Below are 23,851 nucleotides of genomic sequence, written 5' to 3' on the forward strand. Positions count from 1 at the left end.
GGTAAACCCGCTTTGTTCAGCCCTTTGTGTGTCGGGGTGCTGGTCTACAGTGGTGACATGTTTTCCCTGTGTGCGGGTACTTGTCATCATGAGCCAAACCAATTCAGCCCCCAATCCCCGAGACATTCACGACGGATTTTATGAGTCGCTGGAGGCGCAAGCCCGTGATGCACTGATCACGGGTGACTATGCACGGGGTTCGCTGATCAACCCAGCCACGGTGCTCATGCTCCTGGCCGAGTTGAGAAAGTCACGCAGTGCATTGAAATCCGTGTTGGGGCAGGGTGATTATCAGCAGGGTTACAAAGACGGTTGGGTGGATGCACGCTTAACACCGCCCGCCGATTGCAAGCCTGTGGCGTGGGCCATCATTCAACCGGGTGAGAAACTGGTCAAGGTGTTTTCCGAACCACCCCAAACATTGCCGGCCAATGCGCAATGTCGCCCACTGTATGTGCAGGCTCAAACTTCACTTTCTTCTTCAGTCAAATAGCGCTGGTAGTGTTTGTTGTCAAAGCAAATCTTGGGGCCAGGCCGGCTCTGGATGTCGCACAGCGCACACTGAAACTGCCCCGCCACATCATACGGATCCACCACGAAATTGCCCTGGCATTGATGGCAGGTGATGGTTCGTAGCACACCGCTGGCCACATGGCGAAACAAGCTCCAGGCGCGGGTCATGCTCAAAATGGGTGGGTTGTCGATGGCCTGCACCGTTTGCAGGTACAAGGTGTATGCCGCAATCAATACATCGGTTTTTCCAAGCTGCGGGTTGTCGCATTCCACTGTGTTGTAGATGCTCATGAACAAACTGGCATGGGCATTGGGCGCACGGAATAAAAACCACTCAGTGGAAAACGGCAATGGCCCCTTCTGGGGCGCTTCACCTTTCACTTCCTTGTAAATCGACAGGCAGCGGTCACGCGACAACTGGGGAAACTCCGACTGAATCACCTGCAAGCGCGCACCCAGCGCAATCAGCTGGGCAGCCTTTTGAACGGCTTGCGCATCGTCCAGTACGCTTTTCTTCAACGCAGTGCCCATGGTCAACCCGCCAACTTGTGCTCAACCGGGTGACGAAATCCGAGAATGCTTGCATGCAGGGCCGTGAGTCGAGGGTCAGTGGACTGGTCATTGGCCAGTGCCCACAGTTTTTCATGGTCAAACCGCAAGGTGCACAGCGACAGCGATGTGGAGGCCAGGCGCATCAGGTCCGTGGTGCTCATGTCCATCAGGGTGTCGGCCACACCATCGGGCAGGCCCAATTGCGCTTTGGCGGTCACCTTGTTGTCGTTCAGCATGCGCTGGGCCAGCATCAGGAAATTCAGGTTCAATTCCCGCAGCTCATTCAACATGCGTTCTGCGCTTCCTTTGCCCACGCTCAATGCACTCATGGTTCCTCCGAACAGCAGCCTTGGGGGTGCTTGTGTTTCATTTCAACTTCGCCGTACAATCGCCTCACTGGGTCTGCAAACTTCAGTCAAGCTTCGCGGCGTTTCATTCAGTGTATTGCTCGATGGGACGCCATGATGAAAAAGAAAACCGCGTTTATTGGAGGATTTCTCCTCCTGCTTCTTCTGCTGGGTGGCGGTGCCACCGGCTTCATCTATTACCAGGCCCGTCAGTTTCAACACACCATTCAATCCTGGGCTGGTGAATCGGGTCTTGAGTTGGGCCACTTGCGCCTGGGCTTGGGTGACCTTGAGCAGGGCGATTCCTTTCCAGTGTCCACCGGACAATTCCGGGTGTCGGTGCTGAACCGCTGCAATGCAGAAGTGCTGGATGTTGGCGTGGTCAAATACACCATGGGTCAGGTGCCGTTTTTTTACGAGCACGGCAATTTCCAATGGTTCCCCGCCGATTCTGACGACACCGATCCCCTGTTGACCGTGACCACCTTGCGCAAAGCCAACTCGGTGGATGTCAGCCTGCAACCCTCCCCATGGATGAGCACCTTCGCGCTGGCACCGGCACTCAAGCTTCAAGTGGGCAGCCGCCAAATTGAGCTCGACATGGCTGCACAGCTCATCAAGCTGGCTGCTGTCACCGAGCAGCCGGATGACCTTCTGGCTCGTCAGGTGAGCCTGAAACTCAAATGGGACACCCGTGATGCCCTGAACTCCGAGCTTCACGTGCATGCAGACCAAATCAGCAGCGATACCCACAACGTGAAAGACCTGGACATGCGCGTGATTGCCGAAAGCGATGACACCGATCAAATCCAGTGGGTGTTGAGCGCAGAAACCGGTGCATTGAAATGGGGCGATGTGTTACTGGACAAAACCAAAACCGACACCAGTCTTTTTGTGGGTCACAGTCCCTCCCTGCAATTCCTGTTGCAATCGGCCATGCAGTCATGCGGTGGTTTTGCAACCGCCAAAAGCCATGAGTTCAATGTTCAGTCTGCCTACAACCTGCTGATCCAGAAAGGCCTGCGGTTGCAGCACACCTTGACTGGTGAAATCAATGCCGCACCCGTGGTTTGGGACACCCGAATCAGCCTGAACCCGCAGCTGGACTTCAACACCGGCCTGATTCACCTGGGCCGTTCCATCGACATCACCAATCAACTCACCATTCCGTTTGACAAATTTGGCAAGAAGCAACTGGCACAAGCGATGGAGACCGGGCTGTTTACCGCCCGCGAACTGAAAGGCCCTTATGACATCAAAACCACCCGCAACGCCAGCCTGCTTCAACGGCAACTGGCCGCCATGGATTCAGCCAGCGGCCAGCGGGGTACCACGTTGGCCGGGTTGTGGGCCAATGATTTGAAACGCTGGTTGAACGACGCGGAGCAATCGCTGTACCTCAAAGAGTTTGCTTTGGCACCCAATGTGTCCACCACACCCCGGGTGAATTTTGAAGGGCTGGATGGTGTTCGCGTCGATGCACAAGGCGGTGTTCGAAAACTGCTGAAAACCCCGTAGGGGCCAGCGCAATTGCCTGTCGCCTGTTTGAAACCACCTGTTTTTAGCCTGTTTCAAATTGCCGGCGGGGCCGCTGTGCCACAGATAATGAATTGACAAAGGCTTTGCGCACACACCATGAAAATACTCATCAGTTTTATCGTGGCCACACTCAGTATTTTTGGTGGCTATATGCTGGCCGGTGGCCAGCTCTACCTGCTGTTACAGCCAGCGGAGTATCTCATCATCGTGGGCGGCGCGGCTGCAGCGTTTTACTTGGGCACCAGTCAGAAATCGCTGACCATCCTCAAAGGTGTGCTCAAGAAAAGCATGCAGCCCGAAATGCAAACTGACGAATACATGGACGTCATGGGCGTGATGCACGATGTGCTGGCCAAACTCAGCCGTGAGGGCATGATTGCCATTGAGGCCGACATTGAACGGCCCGAGTCCAGCAACCTGTTTGGTCGTTATCCTTCCGTGGTTCGCGACCCGCAAACCCTGAATTTCATCACCGACTATTTGCGGATGATGGTGACCTCCAAAATGAGTGGTCAACAAATTCAAAGCGCCATGGACGATGAAATCACCGCGCGCCGAAAGGAAAACGACAAGGCAGCCGGTGCCATCTACAAAACAGCCGATGCCTTGCCCGCCTTCGGCATCATGGCCGCCGTGATGGGTGTGGTGCACGTCATGGGCTCGGTGGGCCAGGTGAGCAATGCCGAACTGGGTGTGATGATCGGCAGTGCGCTGGTGGGCACCTTCATTGGCGTGTTGATTGCCTACGCCTACGTGGGGCCTTTGGGACAGTTTGTGGAAAGCCGCCTGGCCGACCAGGTTAAAAAGCTGGAGTGCATACAAGCCATTTTGGTGGCGCACATTGGTTACGGTTTTTCGCCGGCATTGTCGGTGGAGTTTGGTCGCAAAACTCTGTTCAGCGGTGTGCGCCCCAGCTATGACGACATGGAGATGCGCATCAAGGAACTGCGCAATGCAGGCACCGGTAGCGGTGGTGCAGCAGGCGCTTCGGCCACCAACATCTTTCAGGCCCGTTAAATCGTCATGAAAGACGCCAGCCCCAAGCCAGCCATTGTGCTGGTTCGTCGACAAAGTGACGATGAGCTTCCCAAGCCTTTTGGTGCCTGGAAGCTGGCCTATGCCGACTTCGTGACCGCCATGATGGCCTTCTTCCTGCTGATGTGGCTGTTGTCTTCTCCGCGCCCGTCTGACCTGGCTGGTTTGGCCGATTACTTCACGCTCAGCAAGCCCACGGCCACACAAGCCAAGGGGCAGTCTGCATCGCAAAGCGACAGCAAAAAAGACACACAAGGTGGCAAAGCCCGCGAGCAGGACAAAAAAGAGGCAGCCAAAGAGGTCAAGCCCCAATCCAGCATGCTGGAGATGGCCCGGCAAGAACTGAAGATTCAGCAAGAGAAGGCTGATCAGCAGCGCCTGGAAAACCTCAAAGACCAGCTGCAGGCCATGATCGACAAAGACCCCAACACCCGCCCGTATCGAGACCAAATCAAACTCGACAACTCGGTGGAAGGTTTGTTGATTCAGTTGATTGACGGCGGCAAGCGCCCAATGTTTGATTCGGGCAGCGCCAACCTGCGCCCCTACGCAGCCGATATTCTGGGGCGCCTCACCCAAGTGCTGAACCAGGTCGACAACCGCATGACGGTGACTGGACACACCGACGGCATTGCCTTCTCCGCCCGCGGTGGCACCTATTCCAATTGGGAATTGTCCTCCGACCGAGCCAATTCATCGCGCCGCGCCATGGTGAGCAGTGGCCTGCTGGAACAAAAAGTGATTCGCGTGGTGGGCATGGCCGACGCCAACCCCATGGTGGAAGACCCGGCCGACCCGGTTAACCGCCGCATTGAAATTTTGGTGCTCACCAAAAAAGCGGAAGTGGATTTGCTGAAGCGTCGAATACTGGAAGGCCTATGAACAGCAACGACAACAAGGAAGATGTGAGTTTTCTGGAATCACTGCCGCGAATCGATAAGTTCACCGGCATTCGCGAAAGCGAGCCATTGCCGCGCAACAATGCGTTCAAGGATTCGCTGCCCCTGCAAGGCACCACCGTCCTGATTCTGGACCGCAGCGCACCCTCCACCAAGCATCTGAAAGATGAACTGGCCCAAATGGGCAGCACGCAGTTTGATGTGGTGAACAACCCGAACGATTTTTTCCGCTACGTGCTGGAGCGCAATTACGACTTCGTGTTTTGTGACTACAACATTGACGAACGCCGCAATGGTGCCGTGGTTATGGAAGAACTTCGCACCAAGCAGGCCGCCCATTTTGGCAGCAGCATCATTGTGGTGTCGGGCGACCGCTCCTCCAGCGCGCTGGTGGGCATGATGGAATTTGAACCCGAAGCCTTTCTGATCAAACCCTTTTCTGCCGAAGAGTTGTCCAAGCGCGTCATTCGCATTCATGCACGCCGCATGGTGCTCAAGGCCGCCTTAAAGGCCAAGCACTACAAACAGTACGACGCCGCCTTGGTGCTGTGTGATGAAGTGCTGCGTGACTTTCCACAATACGACAAGGATGTATTCCGCCTGAAGGTGGAGGTGTTGCTGCAGGCCAAACGGCATGATGAAGCCGAAGCCCTGTTGAAAAACCACACCTCGCTGCAGGCACCCGGCTGGATCGACCTCACCTTGGCACGCTTAAGCCGCATCAAGGGCGACAAAGGCGAAGCGGAAAGCTGGCTGCGCAAAGCCATCACCTATGCCCCGCACTTCATCCAGGCGCATGACGAACTGGCCGATTTGCTGATCGAGTCCAGCCGCGTGGAAGAGGCACTCAGTGTGCTGGAAGGCTTGAGTGCGGTGGTGGCGCCCTCCATCAAGCGTTTGCGCTGCTTGTCCGAACTGGCCGACCTGCAAGGCTACGATGACAAAAAACGGAATTACCTGAACCGGCTGATTGACCGCACGGTGGGCACCACCCTGGTGTCGGCCAACGACTTTTACCGCCTGGCCCAAGCCCAAATCGACAACCAGCGCCCCGATGAGGCCTACAAGGTGTTGGGCCGCATGCGCAGCGTGATTGATGCCGCGGAAGCCGAGATGGCCGAAAACCTGCTGATTGTGTACGGCCACTACCTGAACAACGATGTGGAGCGCGCCAGGGCCGACCTGGAAGTGGTGGTGAAGAAACAAATCAGCAAGGGCATTCAACTGTGCACGGAAGGGCGCATTACGCTGATGACCCTGTGCGCCCGTTTGGGCTTGCTGAAGAAAGCAGAGTCGCTGCGCCAGCAGTTGCTCAAAACCACCGCCAGCACCGCCACCGTGTTGCGCATTCACCGGGCCATGCAAACACCCGCAGCACCGGCGAAAGCAGCATACTGACCTGTCCAGCCTGGGCTTTAGCCCTGCTGTTGCTGTTGCAGGGCACCCAGGCGCTGGGTTAGCAAATTCTGGCTGCTTTGCAGGCTGGAAATGCTGGCATCCAGTGCCGAGAACTGCTTGAACAGCCGTTCCTGAATGCGGTCCACCCGTTTGTTGAATTGAATGCGGTCATTGTCAATGCGGCGAATGGCCGCGTTCAGTGAATCGCTGCGCTGGGCCAGTGGGCCTGCAATGCCGGTGAGGTCCTTCAGCACCTTGTCCAAATTGCTCAGCAAGCCCGTGTTGCCACTGCTGGTGCTGCCCAAAATGTTTACAGCGCCATTGGGGTCGCTGGCCACCAGGGCATCCAGCTTGGCGCTGTCATCCAGCACCATCAAACCGGTTTTATCAATCTTGATGCCCAAGTCGCTCAGGTATTTTTGGGTGCCGCCCACATCTGCACCGGCGGCCAACACCCGGCGAATGGACTGTTCAATTTGACCGGGCAGGCTTTCGCTGGACAGCTTGGCGTCCTTGTCCTGGTTGGCCTTCAGGTTGCCAACGGTTTTGTTGTAGGCGGTGATGAAGTCGGCAATTTTTGACTTCACGGCGGCATTGTCCACACCAAAGGTGCCAGTGATGGTGGCGGTGGCCGCGTCCACCTTCAGCGCCGCAAAGCTTAAGCCAGCCACTGCATTGTTGAACTGGTTGCTGCTGCTGGCCACGCCAATGTTGCCATTCACCACCGCTTTGGCGTCTTTCGCGGCCGACACCTGGGTCACATCCCCCGCACTGCCAACGGCCGGGTCAAACAACAAAGCCTCCAAGCCATTGGTGGGGGCACCCCCGGCATCGCCAATCTGAAAGGCCTGTGCCGTGCCCGTGCCCTTACTTTCAATCACCAGGCGCTTGTTGGGTGTGCCAATCACATCGTCCACTCGGGCGCTGATGCGGGTTTTCAACGTGGTGTCGGCATTGATGGCGGCGGCAATGTCACTCAAGTTGTATTCGCCACTGGCATTGGCCGTGAGCGCCAGGTCCACCGTGGTGCCATTGCTGGTAAACGCTCGGCCGGTGTCTGCATCGGCCACGCCATTGGCGTTGCTCGCCAGTGCACCAAAAGTAAAACGAAGGGTGCCTTGCGTGCTGGCCGCCACGCCAGTGGTCAACTTGCCGGCGTTGTAGCCGGTGGTTTGCACCAACTGCTTGGTGGCCAACTGGTTCACCTTCACCGTGTAGGTGTTGTTGGTGCCGTTCACCAACGTGGGGGTCACAATCTCGGGGTTGGTGTTTTGGGTTTTTTGGGTGCCGGCAGCCAGCTCCCGAATTTTTTTGGCAGCGTCCTGCAGGCTGGCCAGGTTGCTTTTGATCAAGCCAAACTGGCTAATGCGGTCTTTGTAGTCCGCCTGTTGCTGGGTTTTGGGCGCAAACTTGGCCCGTTCCAGGTTCACCAATTGGCCCACAATGCCATTGATGTCCAGGCCCGAGCCCAAGCCGTTTGCAGTAATCCCCATGCTTAGGCACCACCCGCGTCAGAATCTTTCAACATGCGGGCCACCATGTCTGCATTCACATTGGCCTGGGCTTTCAGCGCGCTGTCTCGCTGGCCTTGCATGCTTTCCCCCAGTTTGCCCAGCACGCGCTCCAGCCCCTCGCGGGTGCCCAGGTCGGCCTCGGCTTTGCTGCTGGCCGCACTCACCGTGCTGGTCAGTTTCTCCAGCCGTGTTTGCGCCTTGTTCAAAGCCTCGTTCACCAGGCTCACGGCTTGCGCCAGTTGTTTCAGTTCGGTTTGGCCAGCCCCATCCAGGCCTTGCTTGGCCACCTTGGCCAGCACCGCCACCGCTTCCACCACATCGGTAAAGTTGGCCGTGTCGGAATTGGCCAGGCGCCGTTGCACATCGGCCAGCTCTTGCTCGGCCCGCACATTGGCCAGTTCGCTCAACAGGCGCAGGGATTTGTCACCGGCCTTTTTGAGGGTGTCGTCGCTGGCTGGGCCACCTTCACCCAACAGCAGTGGGCGAATTTCCTGAAAAGCGCTGGTGGCTGCCTGAAACACGCTGCGTGCACCTTGCAGTTCTTTCAGGAAGGCATTGGCCGTGTCCACCTGTTGGCGTTTTACGGAGCTGAGTTCCACCGTGCTCTCGCTGGTTTGAGCGCGAACAGCCGCCCCCGGGTTCCCCTTGTTCACTGGGGCCTCCGCGGAAAAAGGCTTGATCAAGTTCAAACTGTTCTGGCTCACGGCGCTGCTCAAGGTGGTGTCGGTGCTTTGCGGCATAGTCGTTTCTCCATGCAATCAAGCCAACTTGCACAAGGCGTGGCTCAACCCATGTTGCAACCTCACTGTGGAATACGGCTCAAGGGGATGTGAACTTTACAAACACCACCCTACACCGCAAACACAGCCGTGCCACAAAAGAAATCGGGCCAAAACCAGGGTTTTGACCCGAAAAGCTGCTGTATACAGCCCCAAGGCGGCGGGTAACCGCCCGGGGTTTGCTGCCGCGTGTGGATTAACGCAGCAGGGACAGTACGCCCGATGGGATCTGGTTGGCCTGGGCCAGCACAGAGGTACCAGCCTGCTGCAGAATCTGCGCACGGGTGAGGTTGGCAGTTTCTTTGGCAAAGTCGGCGTCGATGATGCGACCGCGGGCGGCGGACAGCGAGGTGCTGCTGGTGTCCAGGTTGGCCACCACAGAGTCCAGGCGGTTGATGCCGGCGCCGAGGACGGAGCGCTGGGAGCTGATGGTGCTCAGGAACGTGTCCAGCTTACCGATTGCAGCACGGGCATTTGTTCCGTCTGTTCCATCAATCGCCGCACCCGACAGATAGCTGCCAAGTGTGAAGTTTGTACCGTTCGATGTCAGGCTCAAGCTCAGTGCGCCGATTTGAACGCTGGTATTGCCATTGACCGCAGCCTTGTTTTGCAGTCCGAGGTTACCCAATGTCAATGCGGTAACGGTATTTGTGTTCGCGGCGGTCACATCAATGGCATCGCCCACGGCATCGCCATTTTTGTCGAGGAACTGAACAGAACTAATGATATCAGCGCCACCCGCAGCGTTGCTTGCACGTAAGTCGGCAATTCCATCACCGTCCAGGTCATATGTTGTGGATGCGCCCTGGGCTACGGCTGCTACACCATCAACGACACCGCCGCCTGTTCCGGTGATGTTTGCCAGAGTCAACGCATTGGATGTTGGCGAAGCAAGAACACCTGTGGTTGTGGTTGTAGAGAAAGTACTGAAAGCACCTTCGATGTCACCCAATGACACAATCAGACTATCGGTATTGTTTGCGCCCACTTGTACATCAAGGTCAACGGCGGTTGATGTCAGAAGCTTGATGCCGTTGAAGTTGGTGTTCTGAATGATGCTGGAGACGTTGGATTTCAATGCATCGTATTCTTCTGTCAACTGATCACGGTCTGCAGAGGTCAGCGTACCTGTCGATGCCTGAACGGCCAGTTCACGCATGCGTTGCAGGCTGTCAGTCACAGAGCCCAATGCGCCTTCAGCCACTTCCAGGGCAGAAATACCGTCATTGCTGTTGCGCTTGGCCACTTCGAAGCCACCAATTTGTGCGCGGAACTTTTCGGAAATGGCCAGGCCGGCTGCATCATCCTTGGCGCTGTTTACACGCAAGCCTGACGACAGGCGTGCAATGGCGGTGCTCAGTGCGGCACCGGATTTGCTCAGGTTGTTCTGTGCGAACAAGCTGGCGACGTTTGTATTAATTCCTGCCATGTTAACTCTCCCGTTGATCTGTCTGTTTGGCGTTGTTGTCGAGGGGGTTTTCTCCCTCTTGTTACCTTGTTACGGGGGTAGGGCAACTGAACTTTATTTTTCCATCCGCAGCAAAATGTTATTCACTGTTAACGAAATCCTCACAAATGATTGATTTTAAGAATAGTGATTAAGAATAATGCCGATTTGTAACAAATTCAGGGTATTTCGGTTTGCCGTTATTTCGGCGAATGTTGAGCCACTTCAATAAAAAAATCGGGCTCATGCGATGAGCCTGTTAACGAATCACCCCAAACCGGCCGTCTAACAGCATGCACAAACTATCCGCTGTTCCAGTCATATGCACTTGCGTGCTGACTTCTCTTCTTGCCTCCTGCGCTACGTATCAAAGAAACAACGGGGGTAACCCATTCACTGGAAATGCAGACCCCTGTGCCAGCTATCAGGGGCGCGTCATTGCCACAGTGCTCACAGGGTTGTTGGGTAGTGTGATCGGTCATGAAATGGATAAAACCGGCGGCGCCATAAAAGGTGCGGCGGCGGGTGCTGCATTGGGCTATTTGATCGGCCGTGACATCGATCAGCGCAATTGTGAGTTGTTCAAAATCGCCCAAACAGCACAAATGGAGCTTTCCATTCAGACATTGAAGGCCAGTTCTTTAGATAAGGCGGTCGGGTCCAGTGTCTCCATTCAGGCAGCCAGCGCGCAGTTTGCCAGCAATGCTTCAACGCCAACACCCGAGGCTCAGCGTGCTTTTCGGGCCATGGCCAACCAGTACTTTGGTGAGGTTCCGCCCCAGGCCACGGCTAAAGACCGCGAGGCCATCGCGGCAGCTCGTCAGAAAATGCGCATATTTTTGGTGGGGCACACCGACGACACAGGCTCTAGCGAACGCAACGCAGAGCTTTCGGAAGCCAGGGCTCGTGAAGTTGCGAAAATTTTTGAGCAGGCAGGGTTTGATCGTGCTCAAATTTTCTATCAAGGTGCAGGAGAAACCTTGCCGGCCAAGACCAACCTCACTGCAGAAGGGCGAGCTGCCAACCGCCGTGTTGAAATTGTTGATTTGGCCACCGAGGCTGATTTCGCCACGTATTTAAGCCAACGGGTGGCCAACCCGGCTTACTTCAGGGCAGCGGCCATCGAGCCACCAACCGACAAGCCGCAGGGTGGGGCCACAGGGGCTACATCGGGCAGTGTGGGCAAGCCTGCTGCGCCCACCAAACAACCGAAAAGGAAAGAAGCCACTGGCGTGGCCGCAGCGCCCTCTAAAGCACCGGCTTCCCCGCAGCTCGATTCTGGAATAGATTTCGGCGGCGAACCCGTGAAGGGCCGGTTCTCAACACTCAATATTGGAAGTACGCAGTCTGAGGGGCTGTTTTCGCTCATCAGCTCCGCGCAGGCAGACGACAGCAGCCCTGTGCAAAGTTGCTCTGTGGACCGCCCAAGGATTAGTCGCGGTGTGAAAGCCCTTCAAAACGACCAGCCCCGCAAGCCCAGTGTGACGGATTATCTTCCAAACCTGTATGGCACGGCATGGACCGGATCGGCCAATGGCCACTTGCTGGCAGTCACCAACGTGGCTGTTCTAAAAGATGGTGGCCTGCCCGCGCAGGACCCCACCGTTTTGATTTACAAAAATTACGACTCGGTAAAAGGTGCTCAAGCGGACATTCGGCAAGTGGCCAAAGTGAATACCTATCGAGGTGACCGTGGCTTGCTCTATCGAGTGTTCTTGAAAGGCCGCGAACTCGACTGTATTGATTTCGTGATGTCTGATTCAGCCAGCGGACGAGGGGTAATGAATGTGTTGTACACCCGGCGTGGTGAGCTGTATCAAAAACAAATGGATACCAGCAAGGCCAAATCGTAAAGCCGAGTTGAATCAGTAAAAAGGGAGTCGATGAAGTGGAAGAATTAAAAAATACGTTGGCAAACTACAGCGCCCTGATCATGGCGTTGTCAGTGCTGGGTGCGATCCTGGCTGCCCTTACAAAATCAAGCGTTCGTTTCCGGCTGATGGATTTCTGGGTGCAGTTTCCCCTGTTGGGTACGATTGCAAGATTGGCCAAAGACACCACCGATGCCAACAATGGTTGGCGCCGTGCAGAAGAAAAGCTCTGTGCCAAATACAAGTCCTATGTCTCAATGGTCAGCCGCGAAACATTTCGGGAGCGAATTGAGTATCTAAAAAATGCGGGCGATCTTGGCCGTACACCCACACCTACCTTTGTGTGGATGTTGTTGGTGGTGCTTTTATTGGCCGAAGCATTTGGATTTTCTTTCATGCTGGCCGGCTGGATGGACGGTGGAAAAGGGACCGCAAATACGCAGTTTGTGTTGGCGCTTGCGATCGTGTTGGTATTGGCCATTTTGTTGTTGGCACTTACACACAGTGCGGGCCACGAATATTTCAGAACGTCACTGCTGCGGTCCAGCTTTAAGACTTTTAAAAACAACGGTGGTAAGTCGTACTTCACACAGCTTGTGTCGCTTCAGGATCGGCAAGCCGTGGACATGGCAGACCCACCCAGCGTTCGCACGGCCAACCGTGTTGCGTCCAATGCCAATGATCGGGGTGGATATACGACGGTCATTATCACTGCAACGGTGGTTGCTCTCATTGCTATTGTGTCCACCTGGATGCGGGTTGAAAACCTGAACTCCACATTGATTCAGGAGACACTTGGGCATTCTGGCGGCAACAGCACCCAGCAGGACAATCCATTTAACGAGAAAACTGGGTTGCCTAGCGAAATTACACAGGGCCAAGCCGCTGTTGAATCCCAGGCTGCCAAGGAAATAGACAGTTCACACTTCAGTGAAGGATTGGCGGCGTTCATTATGCTGGGTGCGATTTTTGTTGTAACCCAGGTGGTCGGCATTGGTGCAGGTTATCGGTTTGGTTTTGCGGGTAGGGAATCAAAAAAGGCATTTTTTGAGGTGTATGGTTGCTCGACTTTTGAGGAGTACATGAACCTTGTTAGACCCATTCGGGACATCGCGAATGCCCGTCTGAAGGATTTGCAGCAAAGGCTTGAGGAAACCTCAGGTCAGCAATTGAAACTGACCAAAACATTCGACGATTACCTAACCCGTGATCTTTCTCAGGAACTCGAAATGCATCAAAAATCGTCGGCAGAGGTGTTGAAAAGCGCCACAGCCAGTGCAGCGCCAACGGTTGACGATGTAAAGGCCCAGATGATTGCGCTGAATGATCCGGAGAAGGAGAAACAAGCGTTTTTACAGCTACCGCCTGCTTTGCAATCCAACGTCGATCTCCAGTCATGGTTGAAGCAACGAAAACTTGATCGTTCAACACCCAAGGTGGCCATGGATGATCTGTTCTAAGATGAAATACCAAGCGATATTGATAGCAGCTGGTTTGGCGCTGTCTTCCGGCTTATGCCATGCCGGTGTTGAAAACGACGTGCCCAGCTGTTATGGCATAGAGGGTATTAGCGTTCCGTCCCCGGACAGTCAGCATGAATTGTTCCTGTTGATCGATCAAACCACGCCATTTGACGACAAATTGCGGCAGTCCATTCGAGAAAATGCAGGTCGTCTGATTGTGCCAGGCGCATCGTATGTGGTGGCGTCGTTTTCCTCATACGGCGATCGTCGCTATTTTGAGGTGATTTCCGCGGGCAAGCTGGAGTCACCCCTCACGCCAGCGCAGCGGGATAGCACCAAGCGCACAGCCATTCCGAAATTTGATGCGTGTATGAAAAGCCAGGCAGCCTATGGACGAAAGACGGCAGCCACCGCCATTAACAAGGCGCTGGAGTCCGTGTCAGGCGCCATTCCCCAGTCCGATGTTGCGAGCAGCTTGCAACGGCTCGCCCTTCGGGTGCGTGCCTCAAAGGCGGTGGACAAGGTCGTGTTTATTGCTTCGGACATGCTTGAGAATTCTAGCATCTCAAGTTTTTACGCTGGGCCTGAAATCAGAACCTTGCAGCCTGAACAAGAAATCCAAAAGTTCCTTCAAAAGCAGGCTGTGGCTGATTTTGGTCCAGCACGTGTCTACGTGCTGGGTGCCGGCTTATTGGCCCAAGGTAAAGATGCACAGAAGTCTTACAGAAAGCCGGAAACAATTCAGGCGTTGAATCGATTTTGGCAACTCTATTTTTCGAAAAGCCAAGCGAGCCTCGATGACTTTGGTGCGCCCACGCTGGTTAACCCCATTACATGGCGCTGAGTTTTTCAGCCATTGCGCCAATGATTGGCGACTATAAAAAGGCGTTGCACGCACTGCGATTCAAACGCTTTGGAGAGTAAGTCATCAACACATTGCCAGAATCGAACATGTGATGGTGCAACTGTTTCTGGCATTTTGGTGAATGAATAAGCCCCACAGAATTTGTGGCCCAAAAAATCACAACAATTCGTCAACAATGATTCACCTTTCACGCGGTAAATTTGCAGTGGCCGTACTGTCTGCAATTCTGGTTGTTCAAGTGGCTGTTGGTTCAACCACGGCATTCCAAAAAAAATCGGGTGGTACCTCCCTTGCAGTGCCTCAACCGGAAAGCCTGACAGCCGATGAACGTGTCGTATTCGTTGAGATGGCACCCGTGGCCGGTGCAACAGCACAAGCCAGCGTGGTGCGCGCCAACGTCGAGCAGTTGTTGGACACACTTCGGCTTCAAGCCGTTGTGGGTGGTCGGCTTTTGCAACGGTTTTGGTTGGTTCAATTGCCAACTGTGAATACGCGGGCCGAGTTACAGTCGGCGGTGGAACGCCTGCGCAACATGCCGGGTGTGGTGTCCGTTTCTGAGAACCGCCGGTACAGCCTGCACCAGTTCAGCGACCCGGGTTACACACCCCAGTTTGCGTTGTACACCGGCGCCAGCGAATCCACCAGCAACGTGTACAACAGCCAGTTTGTTCGTGTGATGGAACGCACTGCCAAACAAACAGACCGCAGCGTACGCGTGGCGGTGTTGGATTCCGGTGTGGTGGCCAATGGCGATTTGGCGGGCCAGTTCGACGTACAGGCCAACTTTGTAGAGGGGGTGCCACTGGACACGCAGGCTGGGCGCTTGAATTACAACGCCGCCTTGTTTCCGAATGCGATGGAGCCCGCCAACTCAGGACCCAATGGCATCGAGCCGTTCTACCATGGCAGCAAGGTGCAATCGCTCATCAACGCCAGTCGAAACACGGTGGGTGTTGCCGGTATCAACCCCGATTTCAAGGTGTCCCAAATCCGGGTGCTGTCTGACACCGGTGGCAACAGCCTCGCGGTGATGCTGGGCTTGGTGTGGTCCGTCGATTTGTATGAGCGATTTGTTCAGGAAGACCGGCAAGACACACAACACGATTTTTTTCCGGTGTTGCCAGCCAATGCCAAACCAGCCGATGTCATCAACCTCTCACTCGGCGGTCAGGGCACCTGTACCCAGTTTGAACAAGCCGCCATCGACTTTGTGAACAACAACACCCAAGCGCTGATTGTGGCAGCCGCCGGGAACGATGGTTTATACGGCTCAACCAGGGTGCCCAGCTCGCCAGCCAATTGCAATGGTGTTATTTCCGTCGGCGCAGCCACCACCAGCTATGGCAGCGCCACCTACAGCAACGTGAGTCCGGCGTTGATCACTGCCACATTGGGCGGCGAAGGTGCGCGCGCAAACCTGCTGCCAGTGACCGACCCCAGCATCAATGCCAACAGCAGTGGTTTTTCCTACGCGACCGGTACCAGTTTTTCAACACCGCTGGTGTCTGCCGTGTTGGCCAGTGCCGTCAAAATTGGCTTGTTACAAAGCATGAGCAATCGACAAGCCATCATCAATGCCTTGAAGAGCACGGGGTACGAATACCAAGATCAGCGTGATTTTTGTGGTGCCAACACCCAACCCAGCAACAACATGCGCCCCTGTGGCACCATTTTGAACACCGTGGAGTTTTTGAAGACAGTGACCGGTGAGGATTTGCTGGCTCAAGCTGCACCTGCTGCCCCGTCGCCTGGCTCATCGAATGCGCCACCGCCGCCTTCAACGGTTGAACCGGATCAACCCTCGGTGACAGCGCCCGATGCAGGGTCAGAGGCTGGTGGGCAAAACCCACCAGAATCACGCAGTGTTCAGTTCACCGGTACAGTGGACAATGTCGACCCATTGTCTGTTCAAATGACAGCCAATGACAGTGCTGTGGCTGCCAATACGTACGCAGTGTCTTACAGCCCCGACAGCAAGTCCTTTTTGGTCACCGTGTCGGTGCCAGGTGCCTACACGTTGCGGTTCCAGGCTGACCGGGCCGTTCAAAGCCAAAACTATCAACCTGCAGCAGCAGGACAGTCCACTTTTGTGTCCAATATCACGCTGGACCCAAACACGCGAAACATCGCCGTGAGTGACCCAACGCTACAGCCCAGTGGTAGCCAGGCAGCAGCCCCTGCACCCTCTTCATCGGGTGGTGGCGGTGGTGGTGCTTTGAGGTTTGCTGAGTGCTTGGTGTTGCTGTTGGGGCTGTGGGGTGTTCGGCGCGCCCGTGTTGGGCGCTCATCGCCTTGTTCTGGATGTTGACTCACCGCAACGGCGGGTACTCCCGCTTGCAGCTTTCAAATTCCACCAATTGCATGCCTGGCAGTTGAAGCCGCAGGTCGTCTTTCACCTTGGCCATGGCCGACAACAGGGTGCGTTCCAGCACCCGGCACGTTACCCGGGCCATGCCCGAGTCGGCATCGCCTGCCTGTTCAATTTCCAGTGTGTAGGCAGGGTCCAGGGGGCGGATCTGCTGGGTGTCGCCTTTCAATCGCACCCTTAATAGGTAAGTCAGCATGGGTGGTAACGGGGTTCAAACAACCTCGTTGTATGCCAATCCAGCGCACACAACAATCCGTAAAGTTTGGTGCAGCAAGGCGATTGTCCGCATTGCGCATGGGTTAAAAGCGTTCAGTACTTGGGTGTGGTGGCCATCGAATACACCGATGGAACCCCCAAGGGTTACAGGCGGGCAAAACACAACGCCTGTTGGCCGAGTTGCACGCCCAACACAGGCTAGGCTCAGCCGCCGAAACCCTTGCCTTCGCCCAAGGTTTAGTCTTTGAATACCGACAGTCGGGTTAAATCCTCGATGACTTTTTTTCCGCTGGCGGTCAGTTGAAGTTCGGTGTGTTCGTCGCCGCTGCCCAGCAATTGCAGCAAGCCATGCGCTGGAATGGTGAGGGCATGGGTGTCGCCGCGGTCGGCGTTTTTGCCGCTGCGCACCGGCTTCATGGCAAAGCCCAGTTCAAGGGCAACCCGCGCGGCTGCATCGCCTTTCAAGCCCAAAATGGTTTGCCATTGGGCATGGGTGGTTGTTTTCCCTTCCGACTGCCGTTGTGCCACCAGCAGCATCACCATGGCCGATTCAAACCCCAGCTCGGGTAAACCTTTGCGGCGGAAAAAGCCGAGCAACCCCATCACCTGAAACAGCTTGGTCTGGTCCCGTTCATTGAATTCATCGAAATACCGGTACCTGGACCGCAAGCCCGAGATGCGTTGATCCGCGGCCAACTGTTCATTGGATTCCGGTGTACCAAAGGTGCTCAGTGTGTTCATGCTCGACATTCAAATGCCCTGTTTTTCGGGGATTTCGTTTGTGTCATTTCTTCTCAAACACTTTACGCTGAACTTCACATTGCACAAGAATTGAAATCAGCCTGAATGGGCCGATATCGGGTGAAGGAAGGGCACATGGGAAGTCGGGAGCTATTGTCCAAGCGCTTGTCGAAGATGCTAACGGCCCGTCAGCAGCAGGCTGACCAGGGCATGGGCTTGGCTGCGCCTGGCGATGCAGACCCCCTGATGCAGGCCCCCATGCCACCGGAGTTGCCCAATCCGTTTGCGCTGGGGCAAAGCACCGAAGCCGCCAGCGAGGCCAGTAGTGTGAGCATCGGCAACCGCGCCCGCAGCATGGTCAACCGCGCGGAGTTCATTGCGCAAATCGAAAAAAAACTGTCCAGCCATGCAGCATCCGCCAGCATCTCGCTTAAGCCCTATGGTCTTGAACGCAAGCCTGGAGAGCTGCCCGACACCTGGGAAGACCTGGATTCCGAGGTGGAGAGTAAAAAGCAAATCAAGCCGATTGTGGAATTGAAGCTGGGACAATTACCGGCCACCTCGGTGCCAGCCAACCCCGCGCCGCAGCCGCAGCCGCTGCGTGGCCTGGCTGCTGACTTGCACGCCCTGGAAATCATCAAGCAGCGCGCCCGCACCCAGGCCAATGTACTGGCTGCCGCAGGCAAACCCAAGCGCGCGCCCCGAAAACCCAAGGCAACCGAGGTGGTTGCAAAGCCACCAGCACAGCCAGACCCCGTGGTGCCCAAGGCGCCGCCCGTGCGCAAAAAAGCAGTCGACGTGGCCCAAGCGCCTTTGGCGCAATTCATGGCCACACCCGCTCACCTGGAATTGCAATCGCGGGCGCAGCTTGACCTGGCCACATTCTTTCTCGATGAGTTTCAGGTGCAGGCATTTCGGTCCCGCGTGCTGGCCGAAAAGCAACAGCAAACCCAATTAAAGCCCTCGGTGTTTGACCCCAGTACTCAGGTGCTGGACTTTCAGGTGCAAGCCAGCACCGAGCTGGTGAGTCACACCCGCTCGGCCCTGTTCAATGAGCAGGAATTCGAAGACTGGGTGGAGTCGCTGGAGCGTGAATTTCCGCCGTTGTACCAGCAGGAAAAGCGCTTTGAGCCCACCGAAATTTCACGCCGCACCCGCGATGCCTTGAAAATGCTGCCCTTGTTGGGCCGCAATGTCACCGTGGGTTCCATGCTCAATTCCTGGAAGCTGATGGGGCAAATGGGCCGCAACCGGTCCCTGGTCATTCAACCCGATTTTGTTCGGCTCGACACCCAGGAAACCCTGGAGCATGAGTTGTTTCTCGGGCAGTCCGGTTTGCCAGCCCATCGCAATCACACCCTGTTCAAGCCCACCGAAAGCCAGGGTTACCTCAGCGCCACCGCCATTCACCTGTTTCGCCCACGCCAACTGGTTGCACCCCATGAAGATGCAGAACTCTTCATGAGCCGTATTCACCCGCTCACCAAACGGCACATTGCGCAAGAGCCGTTTTCAGCATGGTTTGAACGGGTCTTCACCACGAACTTGTCCCACGCCACATTGATTGAAAGCTGGGTGGGTGAAGTGGTGAGTCGTTATTCCATGATGCACAAAAAACTGTTGAAGCAAGCCCGTGTTGTGTCGCAGGAGCTGATCAAGGAATACGAAGGTGGCGACACTGGTTTGCGTCAGAACACCGCCTTCAACATGCGGTTTTACCAGTGCCATGGCTTTTTGCCCGCTGCATCGTTTTATGAGTTTTTGCAGTGCCCGGTGCGCCCCGGTGGAACCTGGGGTGCCAGCATTCCGCTGTGGCAGGCCTTGGGGCAGGGGCATGTGGTGGGCTGGAATGATGTCATTCTGGAAGAGCAGCCCATGGACCTGTTGCTGCTGCATTTCCTGGCGGTGTTTGCGCAAGGGCCGCGGCACCACGAGGGCTTGCTGGGCACGCTAGCCCTGCTGGATGTGTTGATGCGCTGTGGCGATTATTTCGACGCCCCACAGCAATTTGCCAGCAAGGCCGACCAACTGGCCATGGACCGCTCACTCGGTTCGCTCAAGGCTTATGAACAAGTGCTCAGCGATGAAGCCCTGAAGCACAACCCCAACCCCAGTCACAACCTGGGTTCCTATCGCGTGGCGTGGGACCGGCACACCAAGGCCACGCCGGCCGACGGTGCCTATCTGTCTGCACACCAGGAAGTTCAATTGGTGGAGTCATTCGCCGGATTGAAAAGCACACTGCAAAACGTGGGCGTGTGGCGGGACGACATTGCCCACCTGATTGAACTGAGTCAAATCAAACTGGCCAATGTGGAGGCTCTTCATGGTCGATAAAATTCGCGAAGCCATGGGCACGTATGCTGATGCGCTGAAACTGCGCGCCACGCGGCAGGAGGTGATTGCGGGCAACATGGCCAACGCCGACACACCCAATTACAAGTCTGTGGACTTTGATTTTTCTCAAGCCCTGCGCCAAGCCAAAACAGGGGGGAAATCCGGTTCCACCATCAACACCGCCGCCACACACCCCGCGCACCTGGTTAAAAAAGGCAAGGGCGTCAATGGCAGCGACTTGCTGCTGAAATTCCGTGAAGTGGAAAAGAAGTCCCTGGACAACAACACGGTGGACATGGACATTGAGCGCGCCGCGTTTTCAGAAAACACCGTGAAGTACGAGGCGGCAAGCCAGTCTTTGTCTGGCCTTGTTCGAACCATGCGCAGTGCCATCACGGGCAATTGATCCAATCGACAGCTGTTTGAACACAGTGAGGTGAACCATGTCTTTGTTTGATTCTTTCAAAGTGGCCGCATCGGCCATGCGCGCACAAAGCCAGCGCTTGAACGCCACTGCCAGTAACATGGCCAACGCGGGCACCGTGTCAGCCACACAGGACGACACTTACAAAGCCAAGCGCGTGGTGTTTGAAGCGGTGCTGGAGAAAAAACGCGGCATGAACAAAGCCAACGCCGCGGTGCAGGTGCGCGCCAAGGAAGTGCTGAACGACAAGATTGATCCGAAAAAAATCTACAACCCACAGCACCAGTTGGCCGATGCCCAAGGCTATGTGTACATGCCCGACATCAACCCCGCCCAGGAAATGGTGGACATGGTGGAGGCATCGCGTTCATACCAAACCAATGCCGAAGTGATGAACACCACCAAGAACCTCATGATCAAGACCCTCAACCTGGGGAACAACTGAAATCGGTTTGAAATCACCGATTTCATTTCTCATCCCCTGCGCCCGATTTGCCATGATGGTATCAACCCACACAGGAGTTGGACATGGTTGCATCCGTTGATTCCACCGCAGCACGCTCGGCACAGAAGGCCAACAACACGGCCGGCTTGTTGGGCAAACCCGAAGATGTTGAAGCCATCCAGACCCGCTTTCTGGAATTGTTGGTGGCCCAGTTGCGCAACCAAGACCCACTGGCACCCATGGACAATGCGCAAGTCACCAGCCAGATGGCCCAGCTCAACACCGTGTCGGGCATTCAGAATTTGAACAAAACCATGGAAGGTCTCGGTGAAATCATCGCTGCGGGCCAGTTCTCGCAGGCGGTGGCCCTGGTGGACAAACTGGTGTTGGTGCAAGGCAATCGCCTGACCTATTCAGACCAGCCCACAGCGGGCCAGTTCCGGGTGGATGGCGCGTATGACCGTACCGTGGTCAGCATCAAAAATGGCGCCGGCCAAGTGGTGCGCAACCTCGACTTGGGCAGAACCGCCCGTGGCATGGGTGAATTCACCTGGGATGGCAAAGACGACAATGGGACCAAACTGCCCGCCGGCAACTACACCTTCGATGTGCAGGGTGTGAGCGGTGACAGCATGACCGCCCTGTCCACCTACAGCTATGACGTCATTCAAAGCGTTGACAACAACGGCGCATCCGGATTTTCCATTGGCACCGCCCGCGGCGGCTCGATCAAGATGAGTGACATTGTGAAGGTGTTCTGATGGACAAAGTGGGTTTTTTGGCAGCCAATGCAGCCGCAGCGGCCATGTCACGGCAGGAAAACATCGCCAACAATTTGGCCAACGTGAACACCAGTGGCTTTCGGGCCCAGGTGGTGGCCTTGCGCAGCACGCCGCTGGTCGCCCTCACACCCAGTGGTGAAGCGCGGCTGGACACCCGGACCTTCGCCACAGAAACCGTGACCGGTTACGACGCCCGACCGGGTGTGATGCAACAAACCGGACGGGACTTGGACATTGCAGTCAGCACACCAGGCTGGCTGGTGGTGCAGCGGGCCAATGGTGCAGAAGGCTATACCCGTGCCGGCTCCCTGGTGGTGAACAATGCAGGCGTCTTGGTAAACACCGATGGCCTGCCCGTGTTGGGCGAGGGCGGCGCGCTGGAAATTCCAGAAGGTGCACGGGTGCAAATCAGCGACACCGGCCTGGTGTCTGTTCGCAATGGCAACGGCAACAATGTGGCTTTGCAGGACATTGGTCAACTGCGATTGGTCAATCCGGAAGCCAATACACTGGAACGCGCGCCCGACGGTTACTTTCAGCCCAAGGCCGGTGCAGTGGCGCCCGAGCAGGCTCAAAACGTGCGCCTGAGGGCTGGTTATCTGGAAGGCAGCAACGTCAATCCAGCGGAGGCCATTGTCGAAATGATTGCAGCCCAGCGCACATTCGACGTCAGCATGAAAACCGTCAGCATGACCAAGGAAAGCGATCAAAAGGCCGACAGCCTTTTGCAGTTCAACTAAAGCGAATCAACCCGGCGAGGACTTGCCATGCTTCGATCCCTGTACATTGCCAAAACCGGCCTGGAGGCCCAGCAAACCCAGCTGGATGTGATTTCCAACAACCTGGCCAACACCTCCACCAACGGCTTCAAACGGTCCCGCGCGGTGTTTGAGGACTTGCTGTACCAGAACCTGCGTGAGCCGGGTGCACCCACCACCGACCAAACCAAGGCTCCCACCGGGCTGCAGGTGGGCACCGGTGTTCGCACCGTGGCTGCCGTGCGAAATTTCAGTCAAGGCAATTTGCAACAAACGGGCAACCCGCTGGATGTGGCCATCAATGGCGCCGGTTTTTTCCAGGTGGAGCAACCCGACGGCACCATCGCCTACACTCGCGACGGCAGCTTTCAGCTCAATGCAGAAGGGGTGTTGGTGACCACCGCTGGTTTTCCCGTGTCAGGCCCCATCACAGTGCCGCCGGAAACCGAGCAAATCACCATCGCGGCCGATGGGCAGGTGTCGGCTCGCCTGGCCGGCCAGGTTCAACTTCAGGAATTGGGCCGCCTCAACCTGGCCACCTTCATCAATCCGGCTGGTTTGAATTCCATCGGCGGTAACCTGTATTTGCAAACAGAAGCCTCTGGTGAACCTCAGGAACTGGAGCCCGGTGTCAATGGTGCAGGCCGCTTGCAACAGTTGTATGTCGAAACCTCCAACGTCAATGTGGTCGAAGAGTTGGTGGGCTTGATTTCCACGCAACGTGCTTACGAAATCAATTCCAAGGCTGTGACCGCATCGGACCAGATGCTGCAACGCCTGGGCCAACTGTAAGCCGCTGGAGCACTGACCATGCACGCGCTGTTTCGCAAACCCTGGCACTGTTCACCGTGGCTGTTGCTGTTGCTCACCGCATGTGCTGGATTTGAACCGCGTGTGGATTTTCCGCCCGAGGCCGGGGTTAGCACCATGGGTGCGCAGGGGCGAGCCGACCCCAAAGACTGGCAGGCCGAGAAAGCCCGCCAGCAGGCCTTGTTTGAAGACATGGCCGGCATGCGCATTCCACCCAAATCAGGCGCCATCTATTCCAGTTCAGGCTACCGGTCTTTGTATGAAGACAACAAAGCCAAGTACGTTGGCGATGTGGTGGTGATCGATGTTCAGGAAAGCACCTCCGCCCTCCAGGCCAAAACAACCTCAGCCAAACGCAGCGATTCAGCCAGCGTGAACGTGCCCAGCATTGGGGGCTTTAACGGTCTGAACGGCAGTGCATCGGGCAGCAAGGACTTTTCCGGCGATGGCCGCACCTCGGCCACCAACGCATTGAATGGCACCATCACCACCCGAGTCATTGAGGTGTTGCCCAATGGTTACCTGCGCGTGGCGGGTGAAAAACAATTGGGCGTGAATCGTCAGGTTGAAACCCTTCGGTTTTATGGCGTGGTTGACCCCTTCACCTTGAAGCCTGGCAGCCGCGTGGTATCGACCAATGTGGCCGATGCACGCATTGAAGTGGTGGGCTCCGGCACCATCGACGATGTGCAGATGATGGGCTTTTTGTCCCGCGTGTTTCTCAGTGTTTTACCGTTTTAGTGGACCC

At 56.0% G+C, this 23,851-nt stretch carries 23 protein-coding genes; 16 read left to right on the forward strand and 7 right to left on the reverse strand.

What is annotated here, in order from left to right:
- Window positions 1-88 precede the first annotated feature (88 nt).
- On the forward strand, window positions 89-493 hold the full coding sequence (locus VGE55_RS01845) for a hypothetical protein (protein WP_256765327.1): 405 nt from the start codon (window positions 89-91) through the stop codon (window positions 491-493).
- Here the strand turns inward: VGE55_RS01845 and VGE55_RS01850 are convergent.
- Together VGE55_RS01850 and VGE55_RS01855 are read right to left on the reverse strand one after the other, a co-directional pair.
- Entirely contained in the window at window positions 463-1,044 is a 582-nt protein-coding gene (locus VGE55_RS01850; protein WP_256765328.1) for a FlhC family transcriptional regulator, read from the reverse strand. The genes VGE55_RS01845 and VGE55_RS01850 overlap by 31 nt on opposite strands.
- 2 nt (window positions 1,045-1,046) lie before the next feature.
- Window positions 1,047-1,394, reverse strand: coding sequence for a flagellar transcriptional regulator FlhD (locus VGE55_RS01855; RefSeq protein WP_256765329.1), 348 nt, complete (start codon window positions 1,392-1,394; stop codon window positions 1,047-1,049).
- A gap of 132 nt (window positions 1,395-1,526) precedes the next feature.
- Between VGE55_RS01855 and VGE55_RS01860 the strand changes: the two genes are divergently transcribed.
- The 4 genes from VGE55_RS01860 to VGE55_RS01875 all read left to right on the forward strand — a co-directional run bounded on the left by VGE55_RS01860 (window position 1,527) and on the right by VGE55_RS01875 (window position 6,283).
- Window positions 1,527-2,930: a hypothetical protein gene (locus VGE55_RS01860; RefSeq protein WP_331130024.1), complete on the forward strand. Its 1,404-nt coding sequence runs from the start codon at window positions 1,527-1,529 to the stop codon at window positions 2,928-2,930.
- A 117-nt stretch (window positions 2,931-3,047) separates the two neighbouring features.
- Window positions 3,048-3,968 carry a motility-associated protein gene (locus tag VGE55_RS01865; RefSeq protein WP_331130025.1) on the forward strand — a complete coding sequence of 307 codons (921 nt, stop codon included), beginning with the start codon at window positions 3,048-3,050 and terminating at the stop codon, window positions 3,966-3,968.
- 6 nt (window positions 3,969-3,974) lie between these two features.
- Window positions 3,975-4,868 (forward strand): flagellar motor protein MotB, encoded by an 894-nt coding sequence (motB, locus tag VGE55_RS01870; RefSeq protein WP_331130026.1) that lies wholly within the window; start codon window positions 3,975-3,977, stop codon window positions 4,866-4,868.
- Window positions 4,865-6,283, forward strand: coding sequence for a tetratricopeptide repeat protein (locus VGE55_RS01875; protein ID WP_256765333.1), 1,419 nt, complete (start codon window positions 4,865-4,867; stop codon window positions 6,281-6,283). Before motB ends, VGE55_RS01875 begins: the two co-directional genes overlap by 4 nt.
- Window positions 6,284-6,300: 17 nt before the next feature.
- Here VGE55_RS01875 and fliD read toward each other — a convergent pair whose 3' ends face one another.
- From fliD to VGE55_RS01890, 3 genes are all read right to left on the reverse strand, one after another.
- Window positions 6,301-7,776, reverse strand: coding sequence for a flagellar filament capping protein FliD (gene fliD, locus VGE55_RS01880; protein ID WP_331130027.1), 1,476 nt, complete (start codon window positions 7,774-7,776; stop codon window positions 6,301-6,303).
- A 2-nt stretch (window positions 7,777-7,778) separates the two neighbouring features.
- Window positions 7,779-8,537 (reverse strand): hypothetical protein, encoded by a 759-nt coding sequence (locus tag VGE55_RS01885; RefSeq protein WP_256765335.1) that lies wholly within the window; start codon window positions 8,535-8,537, stop codon window positions 7,779-7,781.
- 235 nt (window positions 8,538-8,772) lie between these two features.
- On the reverse strand, window positions 8,773-10,005 hold the full coding sequence (locus tag VGE55_RS01890; RefSeq protein ID WP_331130028.1) for a flagellin: 1,233 nt from the start codon (window positions 10,003-10,005) through the stop codon (window positions 8,773-8,775).
- Between the two features lie 311 nt (window positions 10,006-10,316).
- On the opposite strand from VGE55_RS01890, the gene VGE55_RS01895 reads away from it, so the two are divergent.
- The 4 genes from VGE55_RS01895 (at window position 10,317) to VGE55_RS01910 (ending at window position 16,530) form a co-directional block, all read left to right on the forward strand.
- Window positions 10,317-11,876: an OmpA family protein gene (locus VGE55_RS01895; protein WP_331130029.1), complete on the forward strand. Its 1,560-nt coding sequence runs from the start codon at window positions 10,317-10,319 to the stop codon at window positions 11,874-11,876.
- 35 nt (window positions 11,877-11,911) lie between these two features.
- Window positions 11,912-13,354 carry a hypothetical protein gene (locus tag VGE55_RS01900; protein WP_331130030.1) on the forward strand — a complete coding sequence of 481 codons (1,443 nt, stop codon included), beginning with the start codon at window positions 11,912-11,914 and terminating at the stop codon, window positions 13,352-13,354.
- A complete protein-coding gene (locus tag VGE55_RS01905) occupies window positions 13,341-14,201 on the forward strand; it encodes a hypothetical protein (RefSeq protein WP_331130031.1) in 861 nt (286 codons plus the stop codon). The genes VGE55_RS01900 and VGE55_RS01905 overlap by 14 nt, the downstream gene beginning before the upstream one ends.
- A 196-nt stretch (window positions 14,202-14,397) precedes the next feature.
- Entirely contained in the window at window positions 14,398-16,530 is a 2,133-nt protein-coding gene (locus VGE55_RS01910; RefSeq protein WP_331130032.1) for a S8 family serine peptidase, read from the forward strand.
- 1 nt (window position 16,531) lies between these two features.
- Here VGE55_RS01910 and VGE55_RS01915 read toward each other — a convergent pair whose 3' ends face one another.
- Together VGE55_RS01915 and VGE55_RS01920 are read right to left on the reverse strand one after the other, a co-directional pair.
- Window positions 16,532-16,786: a hypothetical protein gene (locus VGE55_RS01915; RefSeq protein WP_256765340.1), complete on the reverse strand. Its 255-nt coding sequence runs from the start codon at window positions 16,784-16,786 to the stop codon at window positions 16,532-16,534.
- Window positions 16,787-17,043: 257 nt separating this feature from the next.
- A complete protein-coding gene (locus tag VGE55_RS01920) occupies window positions 17,044-17,547 on the reverse strand; it encodes a hypothetical protein (RefSeq protein ID WP_256765342.1) in 504 nt (167 codons plus the stop codon).
- Between the two features lie 135 nt (window positions 17,548-17,682).
- Here VGE55_RS01920 and VGE55_RS01925 point away from each other — a divergent pair, with 135 nt between their 5' ends.
- The 7 genes from VGE55_RS01925 (at window position 17,683) to VGE55_RS01955 (ending at window position 23,844) form a co-directional block, all read left to right on the forward strand.
- The gene (locus VGE55_RS01925) at window positions 17,683-19,884 is read left to right on the forward strand and encodes a hypothetical protein (protein WP_331130033.1); all 2,202 of its coding nucleotides are present in this window, start codon (window positions 17,683-17,685) and stop codon (window positions 19,882-19,884) included.
- Complete coding sequence (gene flgB / locus VGE55_RS01930; RefSeq protein ID WP_256765344.1) at window positions 19,874-20,290, forward strand: flagellar basal body rod protein FlgB; 417 nt, start codon at window positions 19,874-19,876, stop codon at window positions 20,288-20,290. Before VGE55_RS01925 ends, flgB begins: the two co-directional genes overlap by 11 nt.
- A 37-nt stretch (window positions 20,291-20,327) precedes the next feature.
- Window positions 20,328-20,753 carry a flagellar basal body rod protein FlgC gene (flgC, locus tag VGE55_RS01935; protein ID WP_256765345.1) on the forward strand — a complete coding sequence of 142 codons (426 nt, stop codon included), beginning with the start codon at window positions 20,328-20,330 and terminating at the stop codon, window positions 20,751-20,753.
- 83 nt (window positions 20,754-20,836) lie between these two features.
- Complete coding sequence (locus tag VGE55_RS01940; protein WP_331130034.1) at window positions 20,837-21,514, forward strand: flagellar hook assembly protein FlgD; 678 nt, start codon at window positions 20,837-20,839, stop codon at window positions 21,512-21,514.
- On the forward strand, window positions 21,514-22,275 hold the full coding sequence (locus VGE55_RS01945; RefSeq protein WP_256765347.1) for a flagellar basal body rod protein FlgF: 762 nt from the start codon (window positions 21,514-21,516) through the stop codon (window positions 22,273-22,275). The genes VGE55_RS01940 and VGE55_RS01945 overlap by 1 nt, the downstream gene beginning before the upstream one ends.
- Before the next feature lie 27 nt (window positions 22,276-22,302).
- Window positions 22,303-23,085: a flagellar basal-body rod protein FlgG gene (gene flgG / locus VGE55_RS01950; protein WP_256765348.1), complete on the forward strand. Its 783-nt coding sequence runs from the start codon at window positions 22,303-22,305 to the stop codon at window positions 23,083-23,085.
- An 18-nt stretch (window positions 23,086-23,103) separates the two neighbouring features.
- On the forward strand, window positions 23,104-23,844 hold the full coding sequence (locus VGE55_RS01955) for a flagellar basal body L-ring protein FlgH (RefSeq protein ID WP_331130035.1): 741 nt from the start codon (window positions 23,104-23,106) through the stop codon (window positions 23,842-23,844).
- Window positions 23,845-23,851 lie beyond the last annotated feature (7 nt).

Source organism: Limnobacter sp., from assembly GCF_036405155.1.
Taxonomy (GTDB): Bacteria; Pseudomonadota; Gammaproteobacteria; order Burkholderiales; family Burkholderiaceae_B; genus Limnobacter.